Raw genomic sequence first — 21,977 nt, forward strand, 5'->3', positions numbered from 1 at the left:
ACATCTTCTTAAAAGGATAACATTAATCAGTTCTGAAGGTACAAAGTACCTAATAATTTTCTGGTGGAAATGACGAGATGGCCACACCCGTTCCCATACCGAACACGGCAGTTAAGCATCTCAGTGTCGATAATACTTGGCTGGAAACGGCCCGGGAAAGTAGATCTCTGCCAGATTTATATGAAAGCCTCAAGCTTATTGCTTGAGGCTTTGCTTATATTTTTACATATCAACAAACAAAAACCCCCATGTCGTTAAACAGGAGGGTTCTAGATATTGAACTCTTTACAGGTTAAATTCTTTTTTTAGCGCTTTAATAGCTTTATCAGCGTCCTTTTCATATATGAGATAGGATATGTCAACTTCAGAAGTTGTAATCAGCTTGATTTCAATTTCATTTTCAGCCATTAATGTAAATACTTTTGCAGCTACTCCGGGCTTATCCCTCATCCCTTCCCCAAAAACACTAATTTTAGTACTGTCTGAGTCTATTTCAATTCGCAGGTTGGGAACTTTTATTTTAAATGAGTTTAAAATGGCAATTACCTTTATTATATTTTCAGCAGGTATACTAAAGTAAATATTGATTTTTCCTTTATAGGGTGGACTTTGACTAATCATATCAATATTTATTTTTTCTTCTGCAATTTTATTAAAAATTCCCGCAATGAGAACCATATCATTTGGAAGATTATCTACTGCCACTAATGCTACATTGTATACTGTACTAATACTTGTAACTGGTAAAATGGTCATAATAATTCCTCCCTAAAATACTGACATAAACTAATTGGTTTCAGAAATAAGCTCTGACATTGAATACAATCCCGGTTTTTTTGATGCTATAAAGATTGATGCCTTTAATGCACCTACTGCAAATATTTCTTTTGATAATGCAGTGTGATTTATCTCTATTATTTCATCGTTTCCTGCAAAAATAACAGAGTGGTCACCTACTATTGTACCTCCGCGCACGGCATGTATACCAATTTCCTGTTTACTGCGTTTCTTCCTTCTGGAATGTCTGTCGTACATATATTCACATTTTTCATCAAGTGAATCATTAATAGCATCAGCAATGGCAAGTGCTGTACCACTTGGTGCATCGATTTTTTGATTATGATGTTTTTCAACTATTTCTATATCAAATTGGCCTTCAAGAACCTTAGCTGCTTTTTTCACCAAATCAATAAGTAAATTGACTCCGAGTGACATATTTGCAGAAAAGAAAACCGGTATTCTGCGGGAAACAGAAGTTTTTAGCATTGTCACCTGCTCTGTTGATAAACCAGTAGTAGCTAGTACCAGTGGTAAATGCTTTTCCTGAGCATACTCTACCAATGGTGTAAATGCTTTCGGGTTTGAAAAATCTATTATTACATCAACATTTACATTACAGTCTGTCAATGATGTAAAAACAGGGTATGGGTTATTCATATTATTATTAATATCAAACCCTGCCGCAATCTTTAATTCAGGAAAATTAACAGAAAGTCTAGTAATAACCTGCCCCATTTTTCCATTACATCCACTTAATAGTATATTAATCATTAGCTTTTCCACATCCTATTTTTTGTATTTTAATTATGGCAATAAACCATACTTTACAAGTTCCGTTTTAAGTATTTCCAGATTTTTATCTGACATTTGAACCAATGGCAGTCTGCATTCGCCTACATTCATTCCCATAAGGTTCATGGCAGCCTTAATTGGTATAGGGCTTACTTCACAGAATAATGCCTTAATAAGGTCAAGCGCTTTCAATTGCAGTTTTCTACTGCCTTCAATATTACCTGAAAGATATTTAGCTACAATATCGTGTGTATCCTTTGGTGCAATATTGGCTAAAACAGAGATAACACCTTTAGCACCCATAGACAAAAATGGCACTATTGCTCCATCCTCTCCGGAATAAACCGTTATATCATCCCCACACAGGTTGATGATATCTCCTATCTGAGAAAGATTACATTCCTTTAAAGCTACAATATTATCAATCTTTGAGAGGGCCTGTATAGTTTCAGGGGCTATATTAAGATTTGTTCTTGACGGAACATTATAAAGCACAACAGGAATTTTTATGCTGTCTGCAACCATCTTAAAATGTTCATATAAACCCTTTTGAGTGGTTTTATTATAATATGGGGTAACTGTGAGGATTGCATCAGCTCCGACATCCTCGGCATATTTACTAAGTGCTACGGCGTGAACAGTGTGGTTGCTTCCTGTTCCGGCAATAACCGGTATTCTTCCGTTAACCTTCTCAACTGTAAATTTGATTGCAGCCTTATGTTCATCATCATACATGGTGGATGCTTCACCTGTTGTACCGCAAATAATAATTGCATCAGTACCTTCTTTAATCTGATATTCAATCAGTTCTGATAATTTATTATAGTCAGTACCGTCATTTGTAAATGGGGTAATAATTGCTACACCTGAACCCGTAAAAATTGGCTTTTTCATTGTTCCCACCCTTTCATAAAACAATAATATAATTAAAAAACGTCGGCAGTCCCGCCGACGTCTGTTTAACCAATTATAGTAAAATATAATCAAAAACAGATAGCGCTCCACCATTTCTTAAATGATGACAGTCACAAGGCTATTGACCTTGAAACCAGGCATTACGATGCTCGGGGTACAGTACTGCCTTCGGCGTCTTTTCCTTTCAGAACAATTCATTAGACCCCAGAATCTTCATTGTCCATACTATTAAAAAACGCACCTCTATCTAGCATATATTCTTTTTTTCTATAATAACATTCTGTTATATCAAGTGTCAATTTATTTACATCTTATTTTTATATTATATGAACTATATTTCATTATTGTTACAATTCGGTAAACAAGGCAGGATGTACTTTTGAACTTGTCGAAGTTAAGAGAAAATGAAAAAGTGGGGGAGTTTAGTACGAATGAAAAAAATGTGTTTATTTTTATGCATTGTAATGATATTTATGATGCTGACCGGTTTCAACAACTTGAGTATATCAGCGGCTGAGGCAACGTCAGTAAAAATAGGTTTGTATTATGGGTCAACGGCCCAGAGCCAGATTAATATCAGTGGCGACAAGGGAGTATTATTCTTTGCTTATGATGTAAAAACAGGGAAGTACAATAATGTATACGAATCGGATGCTGGACAGACAATTACATTGAGAAAAGACAGCTACTTTATACAAAGTGGAACAAAGTTTACATCAGTCGCTTTAACCGGAAATCCAACAAGTGGTCCTTACCACATTCAGCTTAATGGTATATACAATACTTATAATGATACAGTTTCACTGATCCAAGGCTATAGTCAGAAAGGTGTTACCACATATCCTGTTTACACTGATTCAGGTTGGCAAATATGGACAGGTTTTTACGTTAGTAAATCTGCTGCTCAAGCAGCTGTGAATACTGTTAAATCAAAATTGGGAGAGAATACATATACCGTAATTGATGAGACTAATTCAAGAATTTACAGTACAGATCAAAATGGTAAAGTTTTATTTATGTACGCATCTTCAAATAGTCTTTTAAGAGGGCGATCAATATCATCAGTCAATCCAAATACGGTTAAAATTGGAACAACCTTATATCGAGGACAGGTTGAGTTTAATAGATTATCCGGTAGTGATATGACAATTATTAATGTACTGCCTTTTGAAGAATATTTATACGGTGTAGTTCCAAATGAAATGCCGGCATATTCAAATATTGAAGCATTAAAGGCTCAGGCTGTAGCAGCCAGAACCTATTCTTACAAATCAATTAACAAGCATTCAAAGTACGGTTTCAATTTGTGTGCTACAACCGACTGCCAGGTATATAAGGGCTATAGCTCTGAAAATGCCAATACAAACAAAGCCGTTGATGAAACACGTGATATGGTTGTAACTTATAACGGAACTCTTGCTGAAACTGTCTTTTCAGCGTCTACCGGAGGCAGAACTGAGGATGTTGTAAATGTTTGGGGGAACAGCATACCGTATCTTAAAAGTGTTGAAGACAATTATGAGTCAGGGAAATCCTATAACTACAATTGGACAATGAAGTTTACGGCAGATGAAATAAATACAAAATTAAAAAGTTATGGGTTGGGAACAGTAACGGGCATTGAAATTACCAAGTGCTCGGCGGCCGGAAGACCAATCGAGATGGTTATTACCGGAACATTGAAGCCTGAAGGTGTTATAATCACAAAAGACAAGTGCAGGACTTTTCTTAGTCTTCCAAGTCAAATGTATAACATTTCTTCTGACGCAAATATAAATGTTCAAGTCAATAATAAAATAGAAAATGTTTCGCTGAGCCAGATAAAGGTTATAACCAGTAGCGGAGAAAAATCTTATACTGATCCTAATCAGAAAGTAACTATTGTGGGTGCGGATGGTAAAGAATCCACTGTTTCTGCAAGTCCTGCCGAATATGTTTTTACAGGTAAGGGCTGGGGACATGCGGTAGGTATGAGTCAGGAAGGTGCCATGGGTATGGCAAAAGCCGGCTTTACTTTTGAACAAATACTGACTCACTATTATACCGGAACTAAAATTGAGATTAAGAAATAGGTGGTATATAAAAAAGGGACTCATAAAAATGGGTCCCTTTTTTATGTAATTTGTTATTTGTATTGAGTGTTAAGGAAAAATTCATTGTAGAGGGATATAACAGCTTTGTGTGCTTCATTTTCCCTTACAGCGAACATCATTGTTATTTCAGAAGAACCTTGATTAATCATTTCCAAACTGATGGATGCCTTGGCTAAAGCAGTTGTGGCCCTTGAAGCGGTTCCTACGGTATTCTTCATACCTTCGCCGACTATTATTATCATTGCAAGGTCGTGGTCAATAGAAACATCATCAACCTTCAATTCATTTTTAATACGGTCAATTATTTTTTGCTCCATACCTTCCTTCAGTTGGTTCTGTTTTAGTATTATGGATATGTTGTCAATGCCTGATGGAGTATGTTCATATGATATACCTTCATCTTCGAGAATTTCAAGGAGCTTTCTTCCAAAGCCTACTTCTCTGTTCATCATAAACTTGCTCACATAGATACAGCAGAAACCTGCATCACTTGCTATTCCGACAACATGGTTCGGGGAGTAATCTCTTACTAGGGATATTTTTGTTCCCGGAGCAGTTGGGTTATTTGTATTTTTTATACAAACCGGAACTCCGGCCATAAAAACAGGAACCAGTGTATCTTCGTGTAATACTGAGAAACCGGCATAAGATAGTTCCCTCATTTCACGGTAAGTCAGTTCAGGTACTGCAACCGGATTGTGAACTAACCCCGGATGAGCTGCATACACTGCATCAACATCTGTGAAATTTTCGTATAGATCAGCCTTTAATGCGGCAGCCAAAATGGAACCCGTTATATCTGAACCTCCACGTGGGAAAGTTGCAACTTTTCCGTCTTTAGTGTAACCAAAGAAACCCGGGAAGATAACAATTCCTTCTATACTGTTAATCATTTTAAGGTTCTCATAGGATTCAGGCAAAACCTGTGCATTTCCAAATTCATCACTCATAAGTAGCCCTGATTTTTTAGGCGATACATATTCTGCCTTTTTACCTATACTGTTCAAATATGCAGCTACCAATTTAGCACTGTTATCTTCTCCGGCAGCTTTCATGGCATCCATGAACATACCGGTATGAGAAGTGTCAAGTTTAAGTCTTTCTTCCAAATCAGACTTGATCATTTCAACAATTTCGTCATCAAGTCCAAGTTCATCTGCTATATCCTTGAACCTCTTTACAACAGCTTCAAGTTCTGCTTCTGCATTTCCCGTCTGCAGGTGTTTTTGTGCACAAGCAATAAGTAAATCAGTAACTTTGGTATCTGAACTATCCCTTTTACCGGGGGCAGATACAACAATAACCTTTCTCTCGCTATCAGCAAGTACGATATTGCAAACTTTTTTAATCTGTTCTGCATTAGCTAAAGAGGTTCCTCCAAATTTTGCTACTTTCATTTTGAATCCTCCATCCATTTATATTAAAAATTTACTCTCAAAACACGGGGACTTGGTGTCCCTAAGTAAATATAAGAGCATATGGAACTTCATACGATTATCTCATAAATTATACAAAAAAAGATTATGTATGGCAATAATATTTGTAATATAAACAATTATAATGTATGATATTTATTGGTTTATTTTATGCTGTAAGTTTTATGATTGTTATTTATAATAAACAGACATAATAATAGAAGAAAAATTGGAGGTTATTTTAGGTGAACTTGCACGATTTCGATTATTACCTTCCGGAGGAACTTATCGCACAGCATCCCATGGAAAAAAGGGACATGTCCAGGCTAATGGTGCTGGATAAGGAAACCGGAGAGATTAAACATAAATTATTCAAGGACATAGTTAACTATCTGGATGAAGGTGATTGTCTGGTTCTGAACAATACCAGAGTTATACCTGCAAGGCTTTTAGGCGAAAAAGAGGGTACGGGCGGAAAGATAGAATTTGTTTTGCTAAAAAGGGTTGAAGGAGACACGTGGGAAGTAATTTTAAGACCCGGTAAGAAGGCAAAACCGGGGAGCAGATTTGTTTTTGGAAACGGAGAGCTAAAAGCAGAAATTCTGGAAGTACTTGAAGAAGGAAACAGACTTGTCAGGTTTATATATGACGGCGTTTTTGAAGAAATACTGGACAGGGTAGGTATAATGCCATTGCCTCCGTACATTACTGAAAAGCTTGAGAACCCGGAAAGATACCAGACTGTATATGCCAAGGTTAATGGCTCCGCTGCCGCACCAACTGCCGGACTACATTTTACCAAAGAACTTTTGGATTCCTTGGAGCAAAAGGGTGTAAAAATAGCATATGTTATGCTTCATGTCGGTCTAGGTACATTCAGACCTGTCAAAGTTGACGATATAACTCAACATAAAATGCATTCAGAATACTATTCAATAAGTCAGGAAACATGTGATATAATAAACGATACACGACAAAAAGGTAAAAAAGTTGTAGCTGTTGGTACTACCAGTTGTAGGGTACTTGAAACTTTAGGTAAGAGCGGAAGTATTGCTCCCTGCGATGGTTGGACAGACATTTTCATATATCCTGGCTACGAGTTTAAAGTGGTAAACAGGCTTATTACAAACTTTCATTTGCCCGAATCAACACTTATCATGCTGGTAAGTTCTTTAGCCGGTAGGGATAATGTGCTTCACGCATATAACGTAGCTGTAGAAGAAAAATACAGATTTTTCAGCTTTGGAGACGCAATGTTTATTAAATAAACTAATTAATAGAAAGGTAATTACTATGGCAGCAGTTACTTATGAATTAATAAAAACTTGCAAGCAGACAGGTGCAAGATTAGGTAAGGTGCATACACCTCACGGCTCATTTGATACCCCAGTTTTTATGCCTGTTGGAACCCTTGCAACTGTTAAAGGTATGTCTCCTGAGGAACTCAAGGAGATAGATGCGAGAATTATTTTAAGCAACACATATCATTGCTACCTTAGGCCCGGCCAGGAAATAGTAAAGCAGGCAGGAGGCCTTCATGGTTTTATGAACTGGGACAGACCTATACTAACGGACAGCGGTGGTTTTCAGGTATTCAGCCTGAGTGGACTCAGAAAGATTACAGAAGAAGGTGTAACCTTCAGATCTCATCTGGATGGTTCAAAACATGTATTTACACCGGAATCAGTAATGGGAATAGAGAATGATCTGGGTGCAGACATAATAATGGCTTTTGATGAATGTGCACCATATCCTGCCGAATATGATTATGTTAAGAAGTCCATGGAGCGTACCACAAGATGGGCAAAAAGATGTAAGGAAGCTCATACAAATACGGAAAAACAGTCACTTTTCGGCATAATTCAGGGTGGTATGTACAAAGATTTGAGGATAGAAAGTGCTAACCAACTAAAGGAATTGGATTTTCCGGGTTATGCAATAGGAGGATTAAGTGTTGGTGAGCCTGCTGAGATTATGTATGAGGTACTTGACTATACAGCTCCTCTTATGCCAGCCGATAAACCCAGATACCTGATGGGGGTTGGTACACCGGATTATCTTATAGAGGGAGCTATAAGAGGTATTGATATGTTTGACTGTGTCCTTCCTACAAGAATCGGAAGAAACGGAACGGTACTTACAAGCAGGGGTAGAGTTATTATCCGTGATGCAAAATACTCAAGAGATTTTTCAAAGCTGGATCCGGAATGTGATTGCTATGTATGCCGAAACTATTCAAGAGCTTACATCAGACACCTTCTCAAATGCGGAGAGGTTTTGGGCTTGAGGCTTACAACCTGGCACAACTTATATTTCTTAATAAACTTGATGAAACAAGTAAGACAGGCTATAATGGATGGTAGGCTTGCCAGCTTCAGGGATGAATTTTATCTGAAATATGGCTATACTAAATAATATGGATAATACAGTTTAACTGTGTTAAATAAAATAATTACAGGAGGTTTTTAGTAATGGCAGTAGCAGCGTTAGTTCAATTAGTATTACCTATGGCTTTAATTCTGGGACTTATGTATGTAATGCTTATTCTCCCACAGAAAAAAAAGGAGAAGAAGACCCAGCAAATGCTTAATTCAATTCAAGTTGGATGGGATGTAACAACTATCGGAGGTATAGTAGGTAAGATTATAAACATAAAAGATGACGAAATATATATCGAATCCGGCGTTGATAAAAACAAGATACTTGTAAAGCGTTGGGCAATTAAAGATGTTATAAAGCCTGTTGAAGGCTAAGAAGTAAAAATTTATTTAATTCTTACCAACTGTTCTAAGTGGACTACCTCAAAAATATGATATACAAAGAACATTTTATATTATATTTTTGGAGGTACACTATGGGCGTACAGACACCTGGATTTAAAAAAACACTGGATGAACACATAAACCTGCTAAGGGTAGTAAAAGGCTTAATAATTGCTTTTCTTATAACGCTTCCGTGCTTTTTAGGGTTTGCATTATTTTTAACATATACGGATTTCCCTGAAAAACACACTTATATTGCAGTTCTTATTACAACTGTATTGAGTGTACTGGTGGCATCAGCTTACTCCACAAAAAATGTTAAGAGTAAAGGTTGGATGAACGGCTGCTTTGTGGGAATCCTTTATGTGGCTTTACTTTACATTGCCAGCAGTATTGTGTTCCTAAATTTTAAAATTGATGTTCAGGTGATATTATCCGTGGTTATCGGTGCCATTGTGGGGTGTCTGGGAGGCATTTTTGGAATTAATTTGCGATAACGGGTTTTCTAAAAAATGGCTTTTCAAAACTAAATAGATATGCTATAATCGGCTAAGAAAATTGATGGGGGGGACTACATAATGAAACATATAAAGACTATTAACAATGCTACTCTTAAAAACAGCCTTGCAAAGGGTGGATGTGGCGAATGTCAGACTTCTTGCCAGTCAGCTTGCAAGACATCATGCACAGTTGCTAATCAAAGCTGCGAAAATAAGTAATATTAGATATGCATATTGATTTATCTTAATATGTATGAATTTATAAATTAGTGAAAGGTGAATTAACACTTTTCACTTTTTTAAATGTTTTAACCCGGTGTTGTATCCAGGATTCTTTAGCTTTAGGAGGTCACTTTAAATGATTCACAAGTATACTATGTATGATACCAATATAGTCTTGGACGTAAACAGCGGTGCTGTACATGTATTTGATGATGCTGCTTTTGATGTAGTAGGTTTATATAAGAATGAAACAAGGAAACAGATAATTGAATCACTATCAGAAAAATACTCAGGACAAGTTATAGAAGATGCCTATGAGGAAATCTCTGAACTTGAATCCAAAGGCTTGCTTTTTAGTGAGGATGCATATTCCGATGCTTTAAATAAGTGGGAAAGAAAACCTGTAGTAAAGGCTTTATGTCTACATATTTGTCATGACTGTAACCTGAGATGCAAATATTGTTTTGCCTCCACAGGAAGTTTTGGCGGTCACAGAACTATGATGGATCTTGATACAGGCAAAAAAGCAATAGATTTTCTGATTGAAAAATCTGCAGGCAGACGTAATTTGGAAGTGGACTTTTTCGGCGGTGAGCCACTAATGAACTTCGACGTAGTAAAAGGTATAGTTGAGTATGCCAGGATCAGGGAAAAAGAATCTGGCAAGAATTTCAGATTTACTATTACTACAAATGCTGTATTATTAAATGAAGAAATAAAAGATTTTATTAATAAGAATATGCATAATGTGGTTCTTAGTATCGACGGACGTAAGGAAACAAATGACAAAATGAGGCCAAGAGTCGATGGCTCAGGAACTTATGACAGAATACTTCCTAAAATCCAGGATATGGCTGAATCAAGAAATCAGGATAATTACTATGTAAGAGGTACTTTTACCAGGGAAAATCTTGATTTTTCCGAAGATGTACTTCATCTGGCAGATCAGGGATTCAAGCAAATTTCTATAGAGCCTGTTGTTGCTGCTAAGGATTCCGGTTATGACATCCGTGAACAGGATCTTCCAAAACTTTTTGAAGAGTACGAAAACCTTGCAAGGGAATATGTAAAAAGAGATAGTGAAAAGTGTGGCTTTAATTTCTTCCATTTTATGATTGATTTACAGCAAGGACCCTGTGTCATCAAGAGACTTGGTGGATGTGGTTCAGGGCATGAATATCTTGCGGTTACGCCGGAAGGTGATTTATATCCTTGTCATCAGTTTGTGGGGGATGAGAAGTTTAAAATGGGCAATGTTCATGAAGGTGTATTCAATAGTGATTCTCAGAAGGATTTTCAAAAGTCAAATGTTTACACAAAAAAGGACTGCGCTGAATGTTGGGCTAAATTTTATTGCAGTGGTGGGTGTGCTGCAAATGCGTACCAGTTTAATAATGATATTAATGTTCCATACAAAATTGGTTGCGAACTTGAGAAAAAGAGAGTTGAATGTGCAATCTGGATAAAAACTCAAGAATAGAGGGGTTCATTGTGATAAAGGATTTTAACAACATCACACCTAAAATCCACGAAACTGCGTTTGTTGCACCGAACAGTACAGTTATTGGAGACGTAGTTTTGGGTGAAAATACAACTATCTGGTACAATGCAGTTTTAAGAGGAGACATCGATAGTATAGTTGTCGGTGATAATACAAATATACAGGAAGGCTGTATATTACATTGCAAAAAGGGTATCGAAGTGATACTGGGTTCTCATGTAACAATCGGGCACGGAGCAATTTTGCACAGCTGTCGTATAGGTAATAATACACTTGTAGGAATGGGTGCAATAGTACTTGACAGTGCGGAAATAGGCAACAATTGTCTTGTAGCAGCCGGAAGCGTAGTTACACCAAGGACTAAGATACCTGATGGCTGTCTTGTTGCAGGCAGTCCGGCAGAAATCAAAAGGACACTGTCAGAGCAAGAAATTGCTGAAATTAAATGTAATGCAAATGAGTATATCAATCTATTAAAATACTACAAATAATATTTTTTTAGCAAAAGTGAATATCCTAAAATCACAGGATATTCATTTTAAATTCATAATATATCTTACAAAGGATGACAATGTTTAAATTGATTAGTTGAATAATAAACTAAAATTAATTACTTAATTTGTAAATTTCTGTTTAATATTGAGACTTATTTATTGACTAGCTTTTTTGTAAGTTATATAATGGCGTAAGTGGATTATAATTTAAGGGGGAATACTACAAATGAGAGGAAGCAACGCGGTTAAATTTTTCTCGATATTGCTTATCATCGGAATTTTAACCTGGATAGCAGCTTATGGTTCTATCCTGGGGTTTGAAATACCTGGTGTTAAGGATATTAGAACAGGTATTGATATTCAGGGAGGCGTGGATGCTAGACTATATGCAGTAACCAAGGACAACAGCAAGGCAAAAGCTGAAGATTTAGATGCTGCAAGAATTACCATAGGTAAGAGATTGGATTCTAAAAATATCTTTGATAGAGTTATCACTGTAGATAAAGATAAGGGATACATTCTGGTACAAATACCACACAAAAAAGGTGAAGCATTCGATCCACAGAAGTCAATAGAAGAAATTGGTAAAACCGCATTATTAACCTTCCAAGAGGTTGACGAAAGTAAAAAAGATGCAAATGGGAATTATCTTCCAACCAACAAGATTATTCTTGAAGGTGGAGATGTAAAGGATGCCACTCCTGAAGTTGATGGTGAAAATGGTGGTTATTGTGTTTCACTGAAACTTTCATCAGAAGGTGGCAAAAAGTTTTCAGAAGCAACAGGAAGACTTATTGGAAAACCTATAGCAATCTTCATGGATAATGATTTAATCAGTGCTCCAAACGTTCAGACACAAATAACCGGTACTTCTGCAAGAATTACTCTTGGTGGTACTGCAAGTGATGAACAAAGGGAAGAAGCTAAAAATCTTGCTGGTCTTATTAAGTCAGGTTCATTGCCATTTAAGTTAGAGGCCAGACAGGTTAATAATATTAGCCCTACCCTTGGATCTAACGCACTTAATGTTAGTATAAATGCATTTATAGTTGCACTTATACTGATTTGTTTCTTTATGATATTCTATTACAGATTGCCGGGATTAATAGCAAGTATTGCCTTAATTCTCCATACAGTTATGGAATTACTGGCATTGTCCTGGACTCATATAATTGTTACTTTGCCGGGTATTGCGGGTCTCATACTGACAATAGGTATGGCCGTTGATGCCAACGTTATAATATTTGAAAGAATCAAGGATGAACTTAAAAACGGAAAAACTCTTCATGCTGCAATTGATGTTGGATTTAAGAGAGCATTCTCAGCCGTGCTTGATTCTAACGTAACTACTCTTATTTCTGCCATAGTTTTATGGAAATTTGGTACAGGCCCTATACAGAGTTTTGCATATACTCTGGGAATAGGTGTTGTGTTAAGCTTTATAACCGCTGTAACTGCTTCCAGAATAATGCTGAAGTCGATACAGGATATAGAAGTTGCAAAACACCATTGGTTATATGGCGTAAGCATGAGAGGAGGAAAAGCAAATGGTTAATTTATATGCTAAGAGATACTACTTTTTTATACTCTCAGCCCTAATTATTTTATCAGGTGTTGTTATGTATCTAGTTGAAGGCTTTAAACTGGACATTGAGTTTGAAGGCGGAACAATAATAGAAATGAGAGCAAATGATAAAATGTTTACTGAGGCAAACACTCAGGATTTACAGACTAAAATCGCAGATTTTGTTACAAATACAATAAATAAACCTGCAAAGGTTCAGAAGTCAACTTCATATGATGTAAACGGCACAAACACTAAGAGCTTTGACATAATAACAATAAGCATAGGAAGTGAGAATACACTTTCAAACACTGAATTGACTAAGGTTGAAGAAGCAGTTGTAAAAGAGTTTAAGCTCAACGCTAAAGACGCTGTTGTCAGTGAAGAAAGTGTTGAACCATTCATTGGTAAGGAAATAATGAATAACGGCTTGAAAGCTGTTGTTATAGCTTTTGTATTGATTATATTATATGTTTGGTACAGATTCAAAGCTATGTCTGGATTATCAGCCGGTGTATTTGCGGTTGTGGGAGTTTTGCATGACTTGCTGATAATGCTCTCTGTATATGTTATTTTCCAGATACCTTTAAATGAATCATTTATTGCTGCGATACTGACTGTTGTCGGATACTCAATGAATGATACAGTTATAATTTATGACCGTATCAGAGAAAACAACAGATTACTTAGGAAAGTGCCACTTCCTGAATTGGTAAACAGCAGTATAATTCAGACTTTAAACAGATCAATAAATACAGTTGTGACATCGTTAATAGCAATAACTACTGTATATATATTCTCTAGAGTAAACGGAATCAATTCAATGGAACAATTCAGCTTCCCGTTGATTATTGGTATTTCAGCAGGATGCTATTCATCGATATTTATTGCAAGCCCACTGTATGTAATGTGGAAGGAAAGTCAGAAAAAGAAGAAGATTTCCGGAAAACCTGCAAAAGCTTAATAAATAAAAATAGACTGTTGAACATTCACTTGTTCAGCAGTCTTTTTGTTTGCCCTGATATGAAAAATGCGGGCCCCGAAAGGGACCCGCTAAGCGGTTGTTAAGCTATGTGATGAACTTAAGCCTTTTTTTTGATAACAATATCAATTACAAATGCTGCTATGAGAAATTCACACAAAACATAAAAGCTATTAATAATAAAAGATGTTGCTGTACTATCAAAAATACTGCTATAGCTATTACTCATTCTGTTAATTATAAAAAATACCGTGCCTAATATTATCAATAAAAGTGCAGCCGGAGTGGCATATTTAATCATCTTTTTCGGTAAATCAGCCATATTGCATATAGCTGAACTTATCATACTAAGTTTGGCTTTTTTATCTTTTTGATTACTATTCATCTATTACCCCCCTAAATATTTAGACCTCTGACTATAAAGAAAAATTTTAAAGAGCATACATATACTTGTTTATAAGTACTTGTTTTATAAGATAAAAATGATTTTACGTACAAATAAAATAGTAACACTTAAAATTTAGAACAGCAATGTTAATAATTGATAATAATCCATTTTTCGACAAAATACATCAATCTGAGTAAATTTTTTATGTAAAGTTGGTCGAATTAGAATAAAACTTTTGTATAGTTTAATATATTCCAATATATTATAATTACCATAAAAAGATGCGAAGGAGGAGAGCGGGAATGAGAGATTATGAAACAAATCTTATTTACTCAAAAAAAGTTGTTGTCTCCGAAGGTAAAGGAAAGGAATTATATCTCAAGTACTATCTTATCGCAAGCGAACAGACTAATTCCACTACTACGTATGGTATACAGGTAATTATGGAATATGATAGAGGAGGAATTGAAAAGGCATTTATTCCGGATGTCCTCCCATCCAAAACAGGTATAAATAACCTCATTTACTTGCTATACTCAAATTCAGTTACTTCGGTAAGCGTTTATGATGTTATATATGACTGCATAGCATAAAGATCAGTTGCTTTAATTGGATTATAAAGTATGTTCTAACAGAACATGCTTTTTTTGTGCGATTTAAGGCTTAAATGATTGAATTTGTTATTAAAAATATTATTAAAAAAGAAGGATTATTAATAATAATGTCGAACACATATTAAGTGATTTTGGCTAGGTTTAAAATAAATTATAGCAGATATGTCTATAATATTTGCATACGAGTAAAAATAAGTAGATAGGGATATTGAGCATAATGGCAAATTTGTTTCCAGACGACCTTATTGAAGAAATAAGAGTAAGTAATGACATTGTCGATGTTATATCGGAATATGTCAAGCTGGAGAAGAAAGGAAAGAATTTTTTTGGTAAATGTCCTTTTCATAACGAAAAGACAGCATCATTTTCTGTTGAACCTGTAAAACAGATATTTCATTGTTTTGGATGCGGTAAAGGCGGAAACGTTATACACTTTATTATGTCTATTGAAAATCTGGAATTTCCGGATGCCTTGAGGCTTCTTGCTGATAGGGCCAAAATTCAGATTCCTGATATAACTGAAGGTGTTCGTAATGACGAAAAAGCCGGATTAAAAAGGGAACTCTTGGATATAAACCTTGAAGCAGCGAGGTTTTTTAGAGATAACCTTAATAACGAAAAGAATACTCTTCCAAATTCATACTTAATGAGCAGGAAGATACAGAAACAAACTATAGCCAAGTTTGGTATAGGTTATGCCGAGGACAGATTTGATACACTTTATAAACACTTAAAGTCTAAAGGCTTTAGCGATTCATCCATTATAAAAAGTGGGCTCGTTATATATAAGGAAGAAAGTGGTAAAATTTACGATAGATTTAGAGGCAGGATTATGTTTCCCATATTTGATATAAGAGGAAATGTGATTGCCTTTGGAGGGAGAGTTCTTGATTCGTCTCAGCCAAAATACATGAATTCTCCTGAAACTGAAGTTTATCAAAAAGGTAAACACTTGTATGCCTTGAATTTTGCTAAAAGTGCTTGTTCCAAACAACTGATTTTATCTGAAGGTTACATGGATGTTATATCATTACACCAAAGTGGAATAATAAATTCAGTTGCTCCGTTAGGAACAGCATTAACAGAAAATCAGGGCAGACTTTTGAAGAAGTACACTGAAGAAATAGTTCTTTCCTTTGATTCTGATTCAGCTGGCCAGGCTGCTGCATTCAGAAGCCTTGATTTATTGAATGAAATTGGCTGTAATGTTAGGGTTTTAACAATCCCATCAGGCAAAGACCCTGATGAGTTTATTAAAGCTCATGGAGTTACAGAGTTTAAACGACTTGTTGATAGATCCAAAGGTTTGCTTGATTTTAAGCTTGGTTCGCTAAAAAATGATATAGATACCTCAACAAATGAAGGAAAAGTTAGGTTTCTTGATAAAGCTGTACTTATATTGGACAAAATTGACAATAATGTAGAAAAAGAACTTTATGTAAAAAAATTATCTGAGGAGTTGGGTGTAAGTACACAATCAATTTTATCAGAAATAGCAAAGCAGCAAAGAGACACAGATACAAATTTTAGAAAACAAGTACCAAGTAATAATAACTTTAGCCGAAATCCAATACGAAAGAGTACAGTTGTAAAAAATCAGGAAGAATGGTTAGTCAGACTGCAATTAATGCTGTTGGCAACTATATGCATCGATAATAGTGTATACTTTAGCATTAAAGATGTTGTTGATTGGGACAGATTCGAATCAGATGAAGTAAAAAATGCATTCGATTTTGCAGTCGAAAGAATTGAAAGTAAGGCAGGGATATTAACGGGTGAAATATTAAATAAACTTTCTCCCGGAATGGCAGAAAGTTTTGCAAATATAGTGCAGTCTCAGAGCATATTTGAGGATAATAAAAAAGCGGCTTTGGATATAATTAGAAAGATAGACCTGTTTAGCTTGGAAGAAAGAAAAAATGAAATAATCGAGCTTAAAAAGAGAAGTGATCTGACAGAAGGAGATGTTGAATTATTAAATCGGGAATTAAGCAGTATTGTATCGAATATAGCTATAAAGAAAAAAGGTTTGTAATTGAGCTCGAAAGGAGGGGAAATAAGTGAAACATAGTCAGGAAAGTAGAAAGGCATTACTAAAAGAACTAATAGATAGAGGAAAGCAAAAGGGAATGCTAACCTACAAAGAGATTATGGATGCCTTTGAGGAAATCGAGCTTGAGCCGGAACACATTGAAAAAATTTACGAAACCCTTGAAACAATGGGAGTTGATGTTGTTGGCGATATTGAAGCTGAAATGGAAGAGATTCAGCTTACGGACGAGGAACTTGATATTAGTATTCCAGAGGGCATAAGTATAGATGACCCTGTACGTATGTACCTTAAAGAAATTGGTAAAGTCCCCCTTTTATCAGCAGATGAAGAAATTGATCTTGCTCATAGAATGGAAAATGGTGATATAGAAGCAAAAAGAAGATTAGCAGAAGCCAACTTAAGACTTGTTGTTAGTATAGCTAAAAGGTATGTTGGTAGAGGAATGCAGTTCCTTGACTTGATTCAGGAGGGCAATCTTGGATTAATTAAGGCAGTTGAAAAATTTGATTATAGAAGAGGTTTCAAATTCAGTACCTATGCTACATGGTGGATAAGACAAGCTATCACAAGGGCAATTGCTGACCAGGCAAGGACTATACGTATTCCTGTTCATATGGTAGAAACCATCAATAAATTGATTAGGGTTTCAAGGCAATTGTTGCAGGAATTGGGCAGAGAACCACAGCCTGATGAAATTGCAAAAGAAATTGGTATGTCTGTAGACAAGGTTCGTGAAATTATGAAAATTTCACAAGAGCCGGTATCGCTGGAAACTCCTATAGGAGAAGAGGAAGACAGTCATTTGGGTGACTTTATTCCCGATGATGATGCTCCTGCACCTGCTGAAGCTGCTGCATTTACTTTGCTTAAAGAACAGCTTATTGACGTGCTGGACACTTTAACAGCACGTGAAGAGAAGGTTCTGAGGCTAAGATTTGGTTTGGATGATGGAAGGGCAAGAACTCTTGAGGAAGTTGGTAAGGAGTTTAACGTAACCAGAGAACGTATTCGTCAAATAGAGGCAAAAGCGTTAAGAAAATTAAGACATCCAAGCAGAAGCAAAAAGTTAAAGGATTATTTAGACTAATCTATTGACCCGCTATCCTCAATAATTCTAGGATAGGGGGTTTTTTTGCACCTTGATAGCCATAATTTAGAAAACTAAAAATAATAGATATTGTTCGATTGGTTTAATATAAGTTAGAAAAACGACAATAAACTATTTAAATAGTCTATTTATGGTTATTTTGGTGTTGACCAGTTTAGAGTTCGTAAGTATAATAGTTTATGTGCTCGCGAGAGCAAAGCCCTCAGATGAGTGGCATAGAGATATTCCTCAATAGCTCAGTCGGTAGAGCATGCGGCTGTTAACCGCAGGGTCGTAGGTTCAAGTCCTACTTGAGGAGCCAATTCGGGCCTTTAGCTCAGTTGGTTAGAGCAACCGGCTCATAACCGGTTGGTCCGGGGTTCGAGTCCCTGAAGGCCCACCAAATAAAAAGAACACGCAGATGCGTGTTTTTTTTATGTTACTTAATTCTGCTGGTATAGTCTGTACTTAACTTTTCATCCTGTAAATCTATAGTAGTTTTATTTAATACAGGGTTATTCGGATTAACCCCTAAAATGTCCCTTCCCAAAAGAGTGCTTGATATGGGAGTTTCAATATCGTTTACCCCGTTTTTATTTTTAAAAAAGCTCACTGCAGATACCTCATTTCATATTTAATGTCCTACTTTCAAATCAAACATTGATTAATTATCTTTAGTATGTGTATAATTTAATCTGGTGATACAGAAAATGACCAAATTAGTTACAATATTTGGAGGAAGTTTTGATTTTAAATTTAAAGGGAAGGCTAAAACTAATCGCGGATAAAGTTCCAGAATGCAATGTATTGGCTGATATAGGAACTGACCATGCATATATTCCTATATATCTGGTTCAGAACGGTGTTTGCCAAAAGGCAATCGCATCAGATATTAAAATAGGGCCTGTAAAGATGGCTAGTAACAATATTTCTTTATACAAATTATCTGAAAAGATCGAAACAAGACTTGGCAATGGTTTGGATACTATAGAAATTAACGAAGCGGACTCAATAATTATTGCTGGAATGGGCGGAACACTTGTGACAGAGCTTTTGGAGGCCAACAAGCCAAAAACGGTTAATACTAATGCACTGGTATTACAGCCTATGAATGATCTTCACGTTGTACGAAAATGGTTATATGACAACGCTTTTGAAATATATGATGAAGAAATGGTTGCGGAAGGCCCGAAACTTTATTGTGTGTTGTCTGCCAAGTTCAGTGGAAAAAAGAAAGATTACTCTGATTTTGAACTTCATGTGGGACAAAGTCTTATAGAAAAGAAAGATCCATTGCTTAGTACTTATTGTAGAATGAAGGTAAAGCAAATTGACAGGGTACTTGAACAGTTGGAAGATATGAAAGAAAATGATGTGCTTAAAACTCAATACGCAAGACAAAAAATAGATTATATAAACCTGATTGAGAAACTATAAATATATTATCTGTAAGGGTGAAAAAAATGAATGTAGGAGATATAATTAATTATTTAAATGAAATTGCACCTTGGCGGTATGCTGAGGAGTGGGATAGTGTAGGACTGATGGTAGGCAGCAGGGACAGTAATGTAACAAAAATACTCCTGTGCATGGATGTAACATCTGACGTTATTTTGGAAGCTGCAAGATGTGGTGCTCAGATGATTCTTTCGCATCACCCTTTTATCTTTTCAAAACTAAAATCTATAGATATGGAAACATTTAAGGGAGATCAGATTGCAAAGCTGATAAAAAACAATATTACAGTTGTTAGTGCACATACAAATCTTGATACAGCTCCAGACGGAGTTAATGATACTTTGGCAGAGTCTTTACACCTGACAAATTGCCAGAATCTGAAACCGTATATTCCAAAAGGATTAAATTGTGATTTAGGAATGGGTAAGATAGGAGAATTACTAAATTATAAGAGCTTTGATGAATTTGTTAAAGACATTAAGAAAAACTTAGGTATAGAGAATCTAAGGATAATCGGTAAAAAACCTGAAAAGGTAAAAAATATTGCAGTGTTTTGTGGCAGCTTTGATGACGATCTGGAGAACTTAAAAAGCCGCAAGGTGGATGTTTTGGTAACAGGTGATATCAAATACCATACTGCAATAGATGCAGCTCAAATGGGCCTTTGTATCGTTGATGCGGGGCATTATGCAACTGAACGAATGATTCTCCCTAAATTAATGGATACACTAAACAAGAGATTTAAGGAACTTGATATAATTTGTAGTAAAATGGAAGCTGATCCATTTACTTTTGCTTGACTTATATTGATTCAACAACTATAATTAATAGTCCTAAGAGAATTTTAACGTTCTTAATTTATGAGTAAGCCAGATGATCGCAGATACTGCCTGAAAAGGCGTAGATGAGGAAAGTCCGGGCTCCATAGGGCAATGGTGCCGGGTAACTCCCGGTGAAGGTGACTTTAAGGAAAGTGCAACAGAGATATACCGCCATATTAGGGGTTACCCAATATGGTAAGGGTGGAAAGGCGAGGTAAGAGCTCACCAGCGACTTGGCGACTTGTCGGCTATGTAAACCCCACCTGGAGCAACACCGTGGAGGGACGCAATGACTGCCCGTCAGTCCCGGGGAGGTGGCTTGAGCCATGCAGAAATGTATGGCCTAGATAGATGATCATCAAATACAGAACCCGGCTTACAGACTTACTCATAGTTTATCAAAAAAACTGGCTTTTAAGGCCAGTTTTTTTGTGCTTTTTATCATACAAAAACATTTAATAGTCTGTAAATTTGGTATTGAGTTTAATATGCGAATCATGTAATATTAAATCCAAGTGTTTTTCTGATTTATTTGTTATGGTAACTTATATTTTTCTATTTTATTGGGGAGACGGGTAATGACAAACAAGAATAAAACTGAAGTTTACATATATGGAAGTAGGTACACGGTTTCAGGAGCAGAATCCGAAGAATATATGCATAAGCTTTCTCTGTACGTTGATAAAAAAATGAGGGAGTTTTCTGAAGTTAATAATGCACTTAGTTCTGGGATGATTTCAGTACTGGCTGCAATTAATATTGCAGATGACTATTTTAAAACTTTAGATAAACTAGTAAATATCACAAAGAACCAACATATCCAAACTGAATTAATGGAAAAAGAATACAAACAGAAAGTAGAAGAACTGACCTTACAAATACAAAAGTTTCAGTCTGGTGCAGTTACTATGGAAGAAGCTCTGACTTCTCAGGCTAATGAATTTGAAAAGAAGGAAAAAAGTCTTAAAGAACAAATAGAACTATTGAGGGTTGAATCTGCATACAAGGATGAAGCTATTGCGAATCAGCTGGAGGAACTGGCAAATGAGCATACTCAAAATAAGGAGGAACTTAAAGATCAGATAAATAAGCTAAAGGATGAGAACGTTGCAAAAGAACAGTCAATATCCGAATTAGTGAGAAAGTTTGAACAATTAGAATCTGAATACAAGCAAATGGAAGAATTATATCAGGAAGAGTATAATCGAATTAAAAGCGAATATGGAAAGCTATAAAATAAAAAGACATCCCTTTGATTACTTGCCTAACGGGATGTCTTGTAATATGTTCTATTCTTCCAGATCAATAACGCTTACCGGACAGGCATCTCTGGCATCCTCGGCTTCCTGAAGGTTTTCTTCCGGTATATCTTCTTCAATAGCTTCGGCTTTATTGTCCTCATTCATACTAAATACTGCGGGGCATATAGAAGTACATAATTCACAACTTATACAACCGTCCTGGTCTACAGATGCTTTCATTTACAGTCCTCCTTAAATTATTAATCCATAACTATAAACTATTATTCTCCCAAAA

General features: G+C 35.9%; 23 protein-coding genes, 2 tRNA genes, 1 rRNA gene, 1 other RNA gene and 1 riboswitch. Of the genes, 20 read left to right on the top strand and 7 right to left on the bottom strand.

Annotation, left to right across the window (positions count from 1 at the left end; genetic code table 11):
* Nucleotides 1-59 precede the first annotated feature (59 nt).
* Nucleotides 60-176, top strand: a 5S ribosomal RNA gene (gene rrf / locus L323_RS22950).
* Nucleotides 177-285: 109 nt separating this feature from the next.
* Here the strand turns inward: rrf and L323_RS22955 are convergent.
* From L323_RS22955 to dapA, 3 genes are read right to left on the bottom strand one after another with little or no spacing between them, the layout of a single operon-like run.
* Entirely contained in the window at nucleotides 286-756 is a 471-nt protein-coding gene (locus L323_RS22955; protein WP_020813985.1) for an ACT domain-containing protein, read from the bottom strand.
* A gap of 30 nt (nucleotides 757-786) precedes the next feature.
* Complete coding sequence (dapB, locus tag L323_RS22960) at nucleotides 787-1,551, bottom strand: 4-hydroxy-tetrahydrodipicolinate reductase (protein WP_020813986.1); 765 nt, start codon at nucleotides 1,549-1,551, stop codon at nucleotides 787-789.
* Between the two features lie 33 nt (nucleotides 1,552-1,584).
* A complete protein-coding gene (dapA, locus tag L323_RS22965) occupies nucleotides 1,585-2,466 on the bottom strand; it encodes a 4-hydroxy-tetrahydrodipicolinate synthase (RefSeq protein WP_020813987.1) in 882 nt (293 codons plus the stop codon).
* A gap of 92 nt (nucleotides 2,467-2,558) precedes the next feature.
* Nucleotides 2,559-2,741, bottom strand: a riboswitch (Lysine riboswitch).
* Between the two features lie 177 nt (nucleotides 2,742-2,918).
* Here dapA and L323_RS22970 point away from each other — a divergent pair.
* On the top strand, nucleotides 2,919-4,559 hold the full coding sequence (locus tag L323_RS22970) for a SpoIID/LytB domain-containing protein (RefSeq protein ID WP_020813988.1): 1,641 nt from the start codon (nucleotides 2,919-2,921) through the stop codon (nucleotides 4,557-4,559).
* A gap of 53 nt (nucleotides 4,560-4,612) precedes the next feature.
* Here the strand turns inward: L323_RS22970 and L323_RS22975 are convergent, their stop codons facing one another.
* A complete protein-coding gene (locus L323_RS22975) occupies nucleotides 4,613-5,977 on the bottom strand; it encodes an aspartate kinase (protein ID WP_020813989.1) in 1,365 nt (454 codons plus the stop codon).
* A 320-nt stretch (nucleotides 5,978-6,297) separates the two neighbouring features.
* Between L323_RS22975 and queA the strand changes: the two genes are divergently transcribed.
* The 9 genes from queA to secF all read left to right on the top strand — a co-directional run bounded on the left by queA (nucleotide 6,298) and on the right by secF (nucleotide 14,002).
* Entirely contained in the window at nucleotides 6,298-7,263 is a 966-nt protein-coding gene (gene queA, locus L323_RS22980) for a tRNA preQ1(34) S-adenosylmethionine ribosyltransferase-isomerase QueA (RefSeq protein ID WP_431602526.1), read from the top strand.
* Nucleotides 7,264-7,288: 25 nt separating this feature from the next.
* Nucleotides 7,289-8,410 carry a tRNA guanosine(34) transglycosylase Tgt gene (gene tgt / locus L323_RS22985; RefSeq protein WP_020813991.1) on the top strand — a complete coding sequence of 374 codons (1,122 nt, stop codon included), beginning with the start codon at nucleotides 7,289-7,291 and terminating at the stop codon, nucleotides 8,408-8,410.
* Nucleotides 8,411-8,466: 56 nt separating this feature from the next.
* The gene (gene yajC / locus L323_RS22990; protein WP_020813992.1) at nucleotides 8,467-8,748 is read left to right on the top strand and encodes a preprotein translocase subunit YajC; all 282 of its coding nucleotides are present in this window, start codon (nucleotides 8,467-8,469) and stop codon (nucleotides 8,746-8,748) included.
* A gap of 101 nt (nucleotides 8,749-8,849) precedes the next feature.
* Entirely contained in the window at nucleotides 8,850-9,254 is a 405-nt protein-coding gene (locus L323_RS22995) for a TIGR04086 family membrane protein (RefSeq protein ID WP_020813993.1), read from the top strand.
* An 81-nt stretch (nucleotides 9,255-9,335) separates the two neighbouring features.
* Nucleotides 9,336-9,476 (top strand): six-cysteine ranthipeptide SCIFF, encoded by a 141-nt coding sequence (gene scfA / locus L323_RS40715; RefSeq protein WP_004621760.1) that lies wholly within the window; start codon nucleotides 9,336-9,338, stop codon nucleotides 9,474-9,476.
* A gap of 139 nt (nucleotides 9,477-9,615) precedes the next feature.
* The gene (scfB, locus tag L323_RS23000; RefSeq protein WP_020813994.1) at nucleotides 9,616-10,959 is read left to right on the top strand and encodes a thioether cross-link-forming SCIFF peptide maturase; all 1,344 of its coding nucleotides are present in this window, start codon (nucleotides 9,616-9,618) and stop codon (nucleotides 10,957-10,959) included.
* 11 nt (nucleotides 10,960-10,970) lie between these two features.
* The gene (locus L323_RS23005) at nucleotides 10,971-11,471 is read left to right on the top strand and encodes a gamma carbonic anhydrase family protein (protein WP_020813995.1); all 501 of its coding nucleotides are present in this window, start codon (nucleotides 10,971-10,973) and stop codon (nucleotides 11,469-11,471) included.
* A gap of 229 nt (nucleotides 11,472-11,700) precedes the next feature.
* A complete protein-coding gene (gene secD / locus L323_RS23010) occupies nucleotides 11,701-13,029 on the top strand; it encodes a protein translocase subunit SecD (protein WP_020813996.1) in 1,329 nt (442 codons plus the stop codon).
* The gene (gene secF / locus L323_RS23015) at nucleotides 13,022-14,002 is read left to right on the top strand and encodes a protein translocase subunit SecF (RefSeq protein WP_020813997.1); all 981 of its coding nucleotides are present in this window, start codon (nucleotides 13,022-13,024) and stop codon (nucleotides 14,000-14,002) included. The genes secD and secF overlap by 8 nt, the downstream gene beginning before the upstream one ends.
* Nucleotides 14,003-14,120: 118 nt before the next feature.
* Here secF and L323_RS23020 read toward each other — a convergent pair whose 3' ends face one another.
* On the bottom strand, nucleotides 14,121-14,405 hold the full coding sequence (locus L323_RS23020) for a hypothetical protein (RefSeq protein WP_020813998.1): 285 nt from the start codon (nucleotides 14,403-14,405) through the stop codon (nucleotides 14,121-14,123).
* Between the two features lie 305 nt (nucleotides 14,406-14,710).
* On the opposite strand from L323_RS23020, the gene L323_RS23025 reads away from it, so the two are divergent.
* From L323_RS23025 to L323_RS23045, 5 genes are all read left to right on the top strand, one after another.
* A complete protein-coding gene (locus L323_RS23025; protein ID WP_020813999.1) occupies nucleotides 14,711-15,001 on the top strand; it encodes a DUF6514 family protein in 291 nt (96 codons plus the stop codon).
* 238 nt (nucleotides 15,002-15,239) lie between these two features.
* Nucleotides 15,240-17,057, top strand: coding sequence for a DNA primase (gene dnaG, locus L323_RS23030; protein WP_020814000.1), 1,818 nt, complete (start codon nucleotides 15,240-15,242; stop codon nucleotides 17,055-17,057).
* 25 nt (nucleotides 17,058-17,082) lie between these two features.
* Nucleotides 17,083-18,162 carry an RNA polymerase sigma factor RpoD gene (gene rpoD, locus L323_RS23035; protein ID WP_020814001.1) on the top strand — a complete coding sequence of 360 codons (1,080 nt, stop codon included), beginning with the start codon at nucleotides 17,083-17,085 and terminating at the stop codon, nucleotides 18,160-18,162.
* A gap of 246 nt (nucleotides 18,163-18,408) precedes the next feature.
* A tRNA-Asn gene (locus L323_RS23040) sits at nucleotides 18,409-18,484 on the top strand.
* A 4-nt stretch (nucleotides 18,485-18,488) separates the two neighbouring features.
* Nucleotides 18,489-18,565 (top strand) — tRNA-Ile (locus L323_RS23045).
* 36 nt (nucleotides 18,566-18,601) lie between these two features.
* On the opposite strand, the gene L323_RS41235 is transcribed toward L323_RS23045, so the two are convergent.
* Nucleotides 18,602-18,775: a hypothetical protein gene (locus tag L323_RS41235; protein ID WP_020814002.1), complete on the bottom strand. Its 174-nt coding sequence runs from the start codon at nucleotides 18,773-18,775 to the stop codon at nucleotides 18,602-18,604.
* Nucleotides 18,776-18,906: 131 nt separating this feature from the next.
* On the opposite strand from L323_RS41235, the gene L323_RS23050 reads away from it, so the two are divergent.
* The 4 genes from L323_RS23050 (at nucleotide 18,907) to zapA (ending at nucleotide 21,676) form a co-directional block, all read left to right on the top strand.
* The gene (locus L323_RS23050) at nucleotides 18,907-19,599 is read left to right on the top strand and encodes a tRNA (adenine(22)-N(1))-methyltransferase (RefSeq protein ID WP_020814003.1); all 693 of its coding nucleotides are present in this window, start codon (nucleotides 18,907-18,909) and stop codon (nucleotides 19,597-19,599) included.
* 26 nt (nucleotides 19,600-19,625) lie between these two features.
* Entirely contained in the window at nucleotides 19,626-20,420 is a 795-nt protein-coding gene (locus L323_RS23055; RefSeq protein ID WP_020814004.1) for a Nif3-like dinuclear metal center hexameric protein, read from the top strand.
* 61 nt (nucleotides 20,421-20,481) lie between these two features.
* Nucleotides 20,482-20,836: RNase P RNA component class A (gene rnpB, locus L323_RS40520), an RNA gene on the top strand.
* 183 nt (nucleotides 20,837-21,019) lie between these two features.
* Nucleotides 21,020-21,676: a cell division protein ZapA gene (gene zapA, locus L323_RS23060; RefSeq protein ID WP_020814005.1), complete on the top strand. Its 657-nt coding sequence runs from the start codon at nucleotides 21,020-21,022 to the stop codon at nucleotides 21,674-21,676.
* Between the two features lie 54 nt (nucleotides 21,677-21,730).
* On the opposite strand, the gene L323_RS23065 is transcribed toward zapA, so the two are convergent.
* The gene (locus L323_RS23065; RefSeq protein WP_020814006.1) at nucleotides 21,731-21,922 is read right to left on the bottom strand and encodes a ferredoxin; all 192 of its coding nucleotides are present in this window, start codon (nucleotides 21,920-21,922) and stop codon (nucleotides 21,731-21,733) included.
* Between the last annotated feature and the right edge of the window lie 55 nt (nucleotides 21,923-21,977).

The sequence above is a fragment of the Ruminiclostridium papyrosolvens C7 genome, assembly GCF_000421965.1.
Classification (GTDB): domain Bacteria; phylum Bacillota; class Clostridia; order Acetivibrionales; family DSM-1351; genus Ruminiclostridium; species Ruminiclostridium papyrosolvens_A.

Coding starts and splice junctions, on each gene's coding strand:
- zapA (WP_020814005.1), top strand. CDS start 21,020: ATGACAAACAAGAATAAAACTGAAGTTTACATATATGGAAGTAGGTAC.
- scfB (WP_020813994.1), top strand. CDS start 9,616: ATGATTCACAAGTATACTATGTATGATACCAATATAGTCTTGGACGTA.
- L323_RS22970 (WP_020813988.1), top strand. CDS start 2,919: ATGAAAAAAATGTGTTTATTTTTATGCATTGTAATGATATTTATGATG.
- L323_RS22975 (WP_020813989.1), bottom strand. CDS start 5,977: ATGAAAGTAGCAAAATTTGGAGGAACCTCTTTAGCTAATGCAGAACAG.
- yajC (WP_020813992.1), top strand. CDS start 8,467: ATGGCAGTAGCAGCGTTAGTTCAATTAGTATTACCTATGGCTTTAATT.
- queA (WP_431602526.1), top strand. CDS start 6,298: ATGGAAAAAAGGGACATGTCCAGGCTAATGGTGCTGGATAAGGAAACC.
- dapB (WP_020813986.1), bottom strand. CDS start 1,551: ATGATTAATATACTATTAAGTGGATGTAATGGAAAAATGGGGCAGGTT.
- L323_RS22995 (WP_020813993.1), top strand. CDS start 8,850: ATGGGCGTACAGACACCTGGATTTAAAAAAACACTGGATGAACACATA.
- secD (WP_020813996.1), top strand. CDS start 11,701: ATGAGAGGAAGCAACGCGGTTAAATTTTTCTCGATATTGCTTATCATC.
- dapA (WP_020813987.1), bottom strand. CDS start 2,466: ATGAAAAAGCCAATTTTTACGGGTTCAGGTGTAGCAATTATTACCCCA.
- L323_RS23025 (WP_020813999.1), top strand. CDS start 14,711: ATGAGAGATTATGAAACAAATCTTATTTACTCAAAAAAAGTTGTTGTC.
- dnaG (WP_020814000.1), top strand. CDS start 15,240: ATGGCAAATTTGTTTCCAGACGACCTTATTGAAGAAATAAGAGTAAGT.
- L323_RS23065 (WP_020814006.1), bottom strand. CDS start 21,922: ATGAAAGCATCTGTAGACCAGGACGGTTGTATAAGTTGTGAATTATGT.
- secF (WP_020813997.1), top strand. CDS start 13,022: ATGGTTAATTTATATGCTAAGAGATACTACTTTTTTATACTCTCAGCC.
- tgt (WP_020813991.1), top strand. CDS start 7,289: ATGGCAGCAGTTACTTATGAATTAATAAAAACTTGCAAGCAGACAGGT.
- L323_RS23055 (WP_020814004.1), top strand. CDS start 19,626: ATGAATGTAGGAGATATAATTAATTATTTAAATGAAATTGCACCTTGG.
- L323_RS22955 (WP_020813985.1), bottom strand. CDS start 756: ATGACCATTTTACCAGTTACAAGTATTAGTACAGTATACAATGTAGCA.
- scfA (WP_004621760.1), top strand. CDS start 9,336: ATGAAACATATAAAGACTATTAACAATGCTACTCTTAAAAACAGCCTT.
- L323_RS23020 (WP_020813998.1), bottom strand. CDS start 14,405: ATGAATAGTAATCAAAAAGATAAAAAAGCCAAACTTAGTATGATAAGT.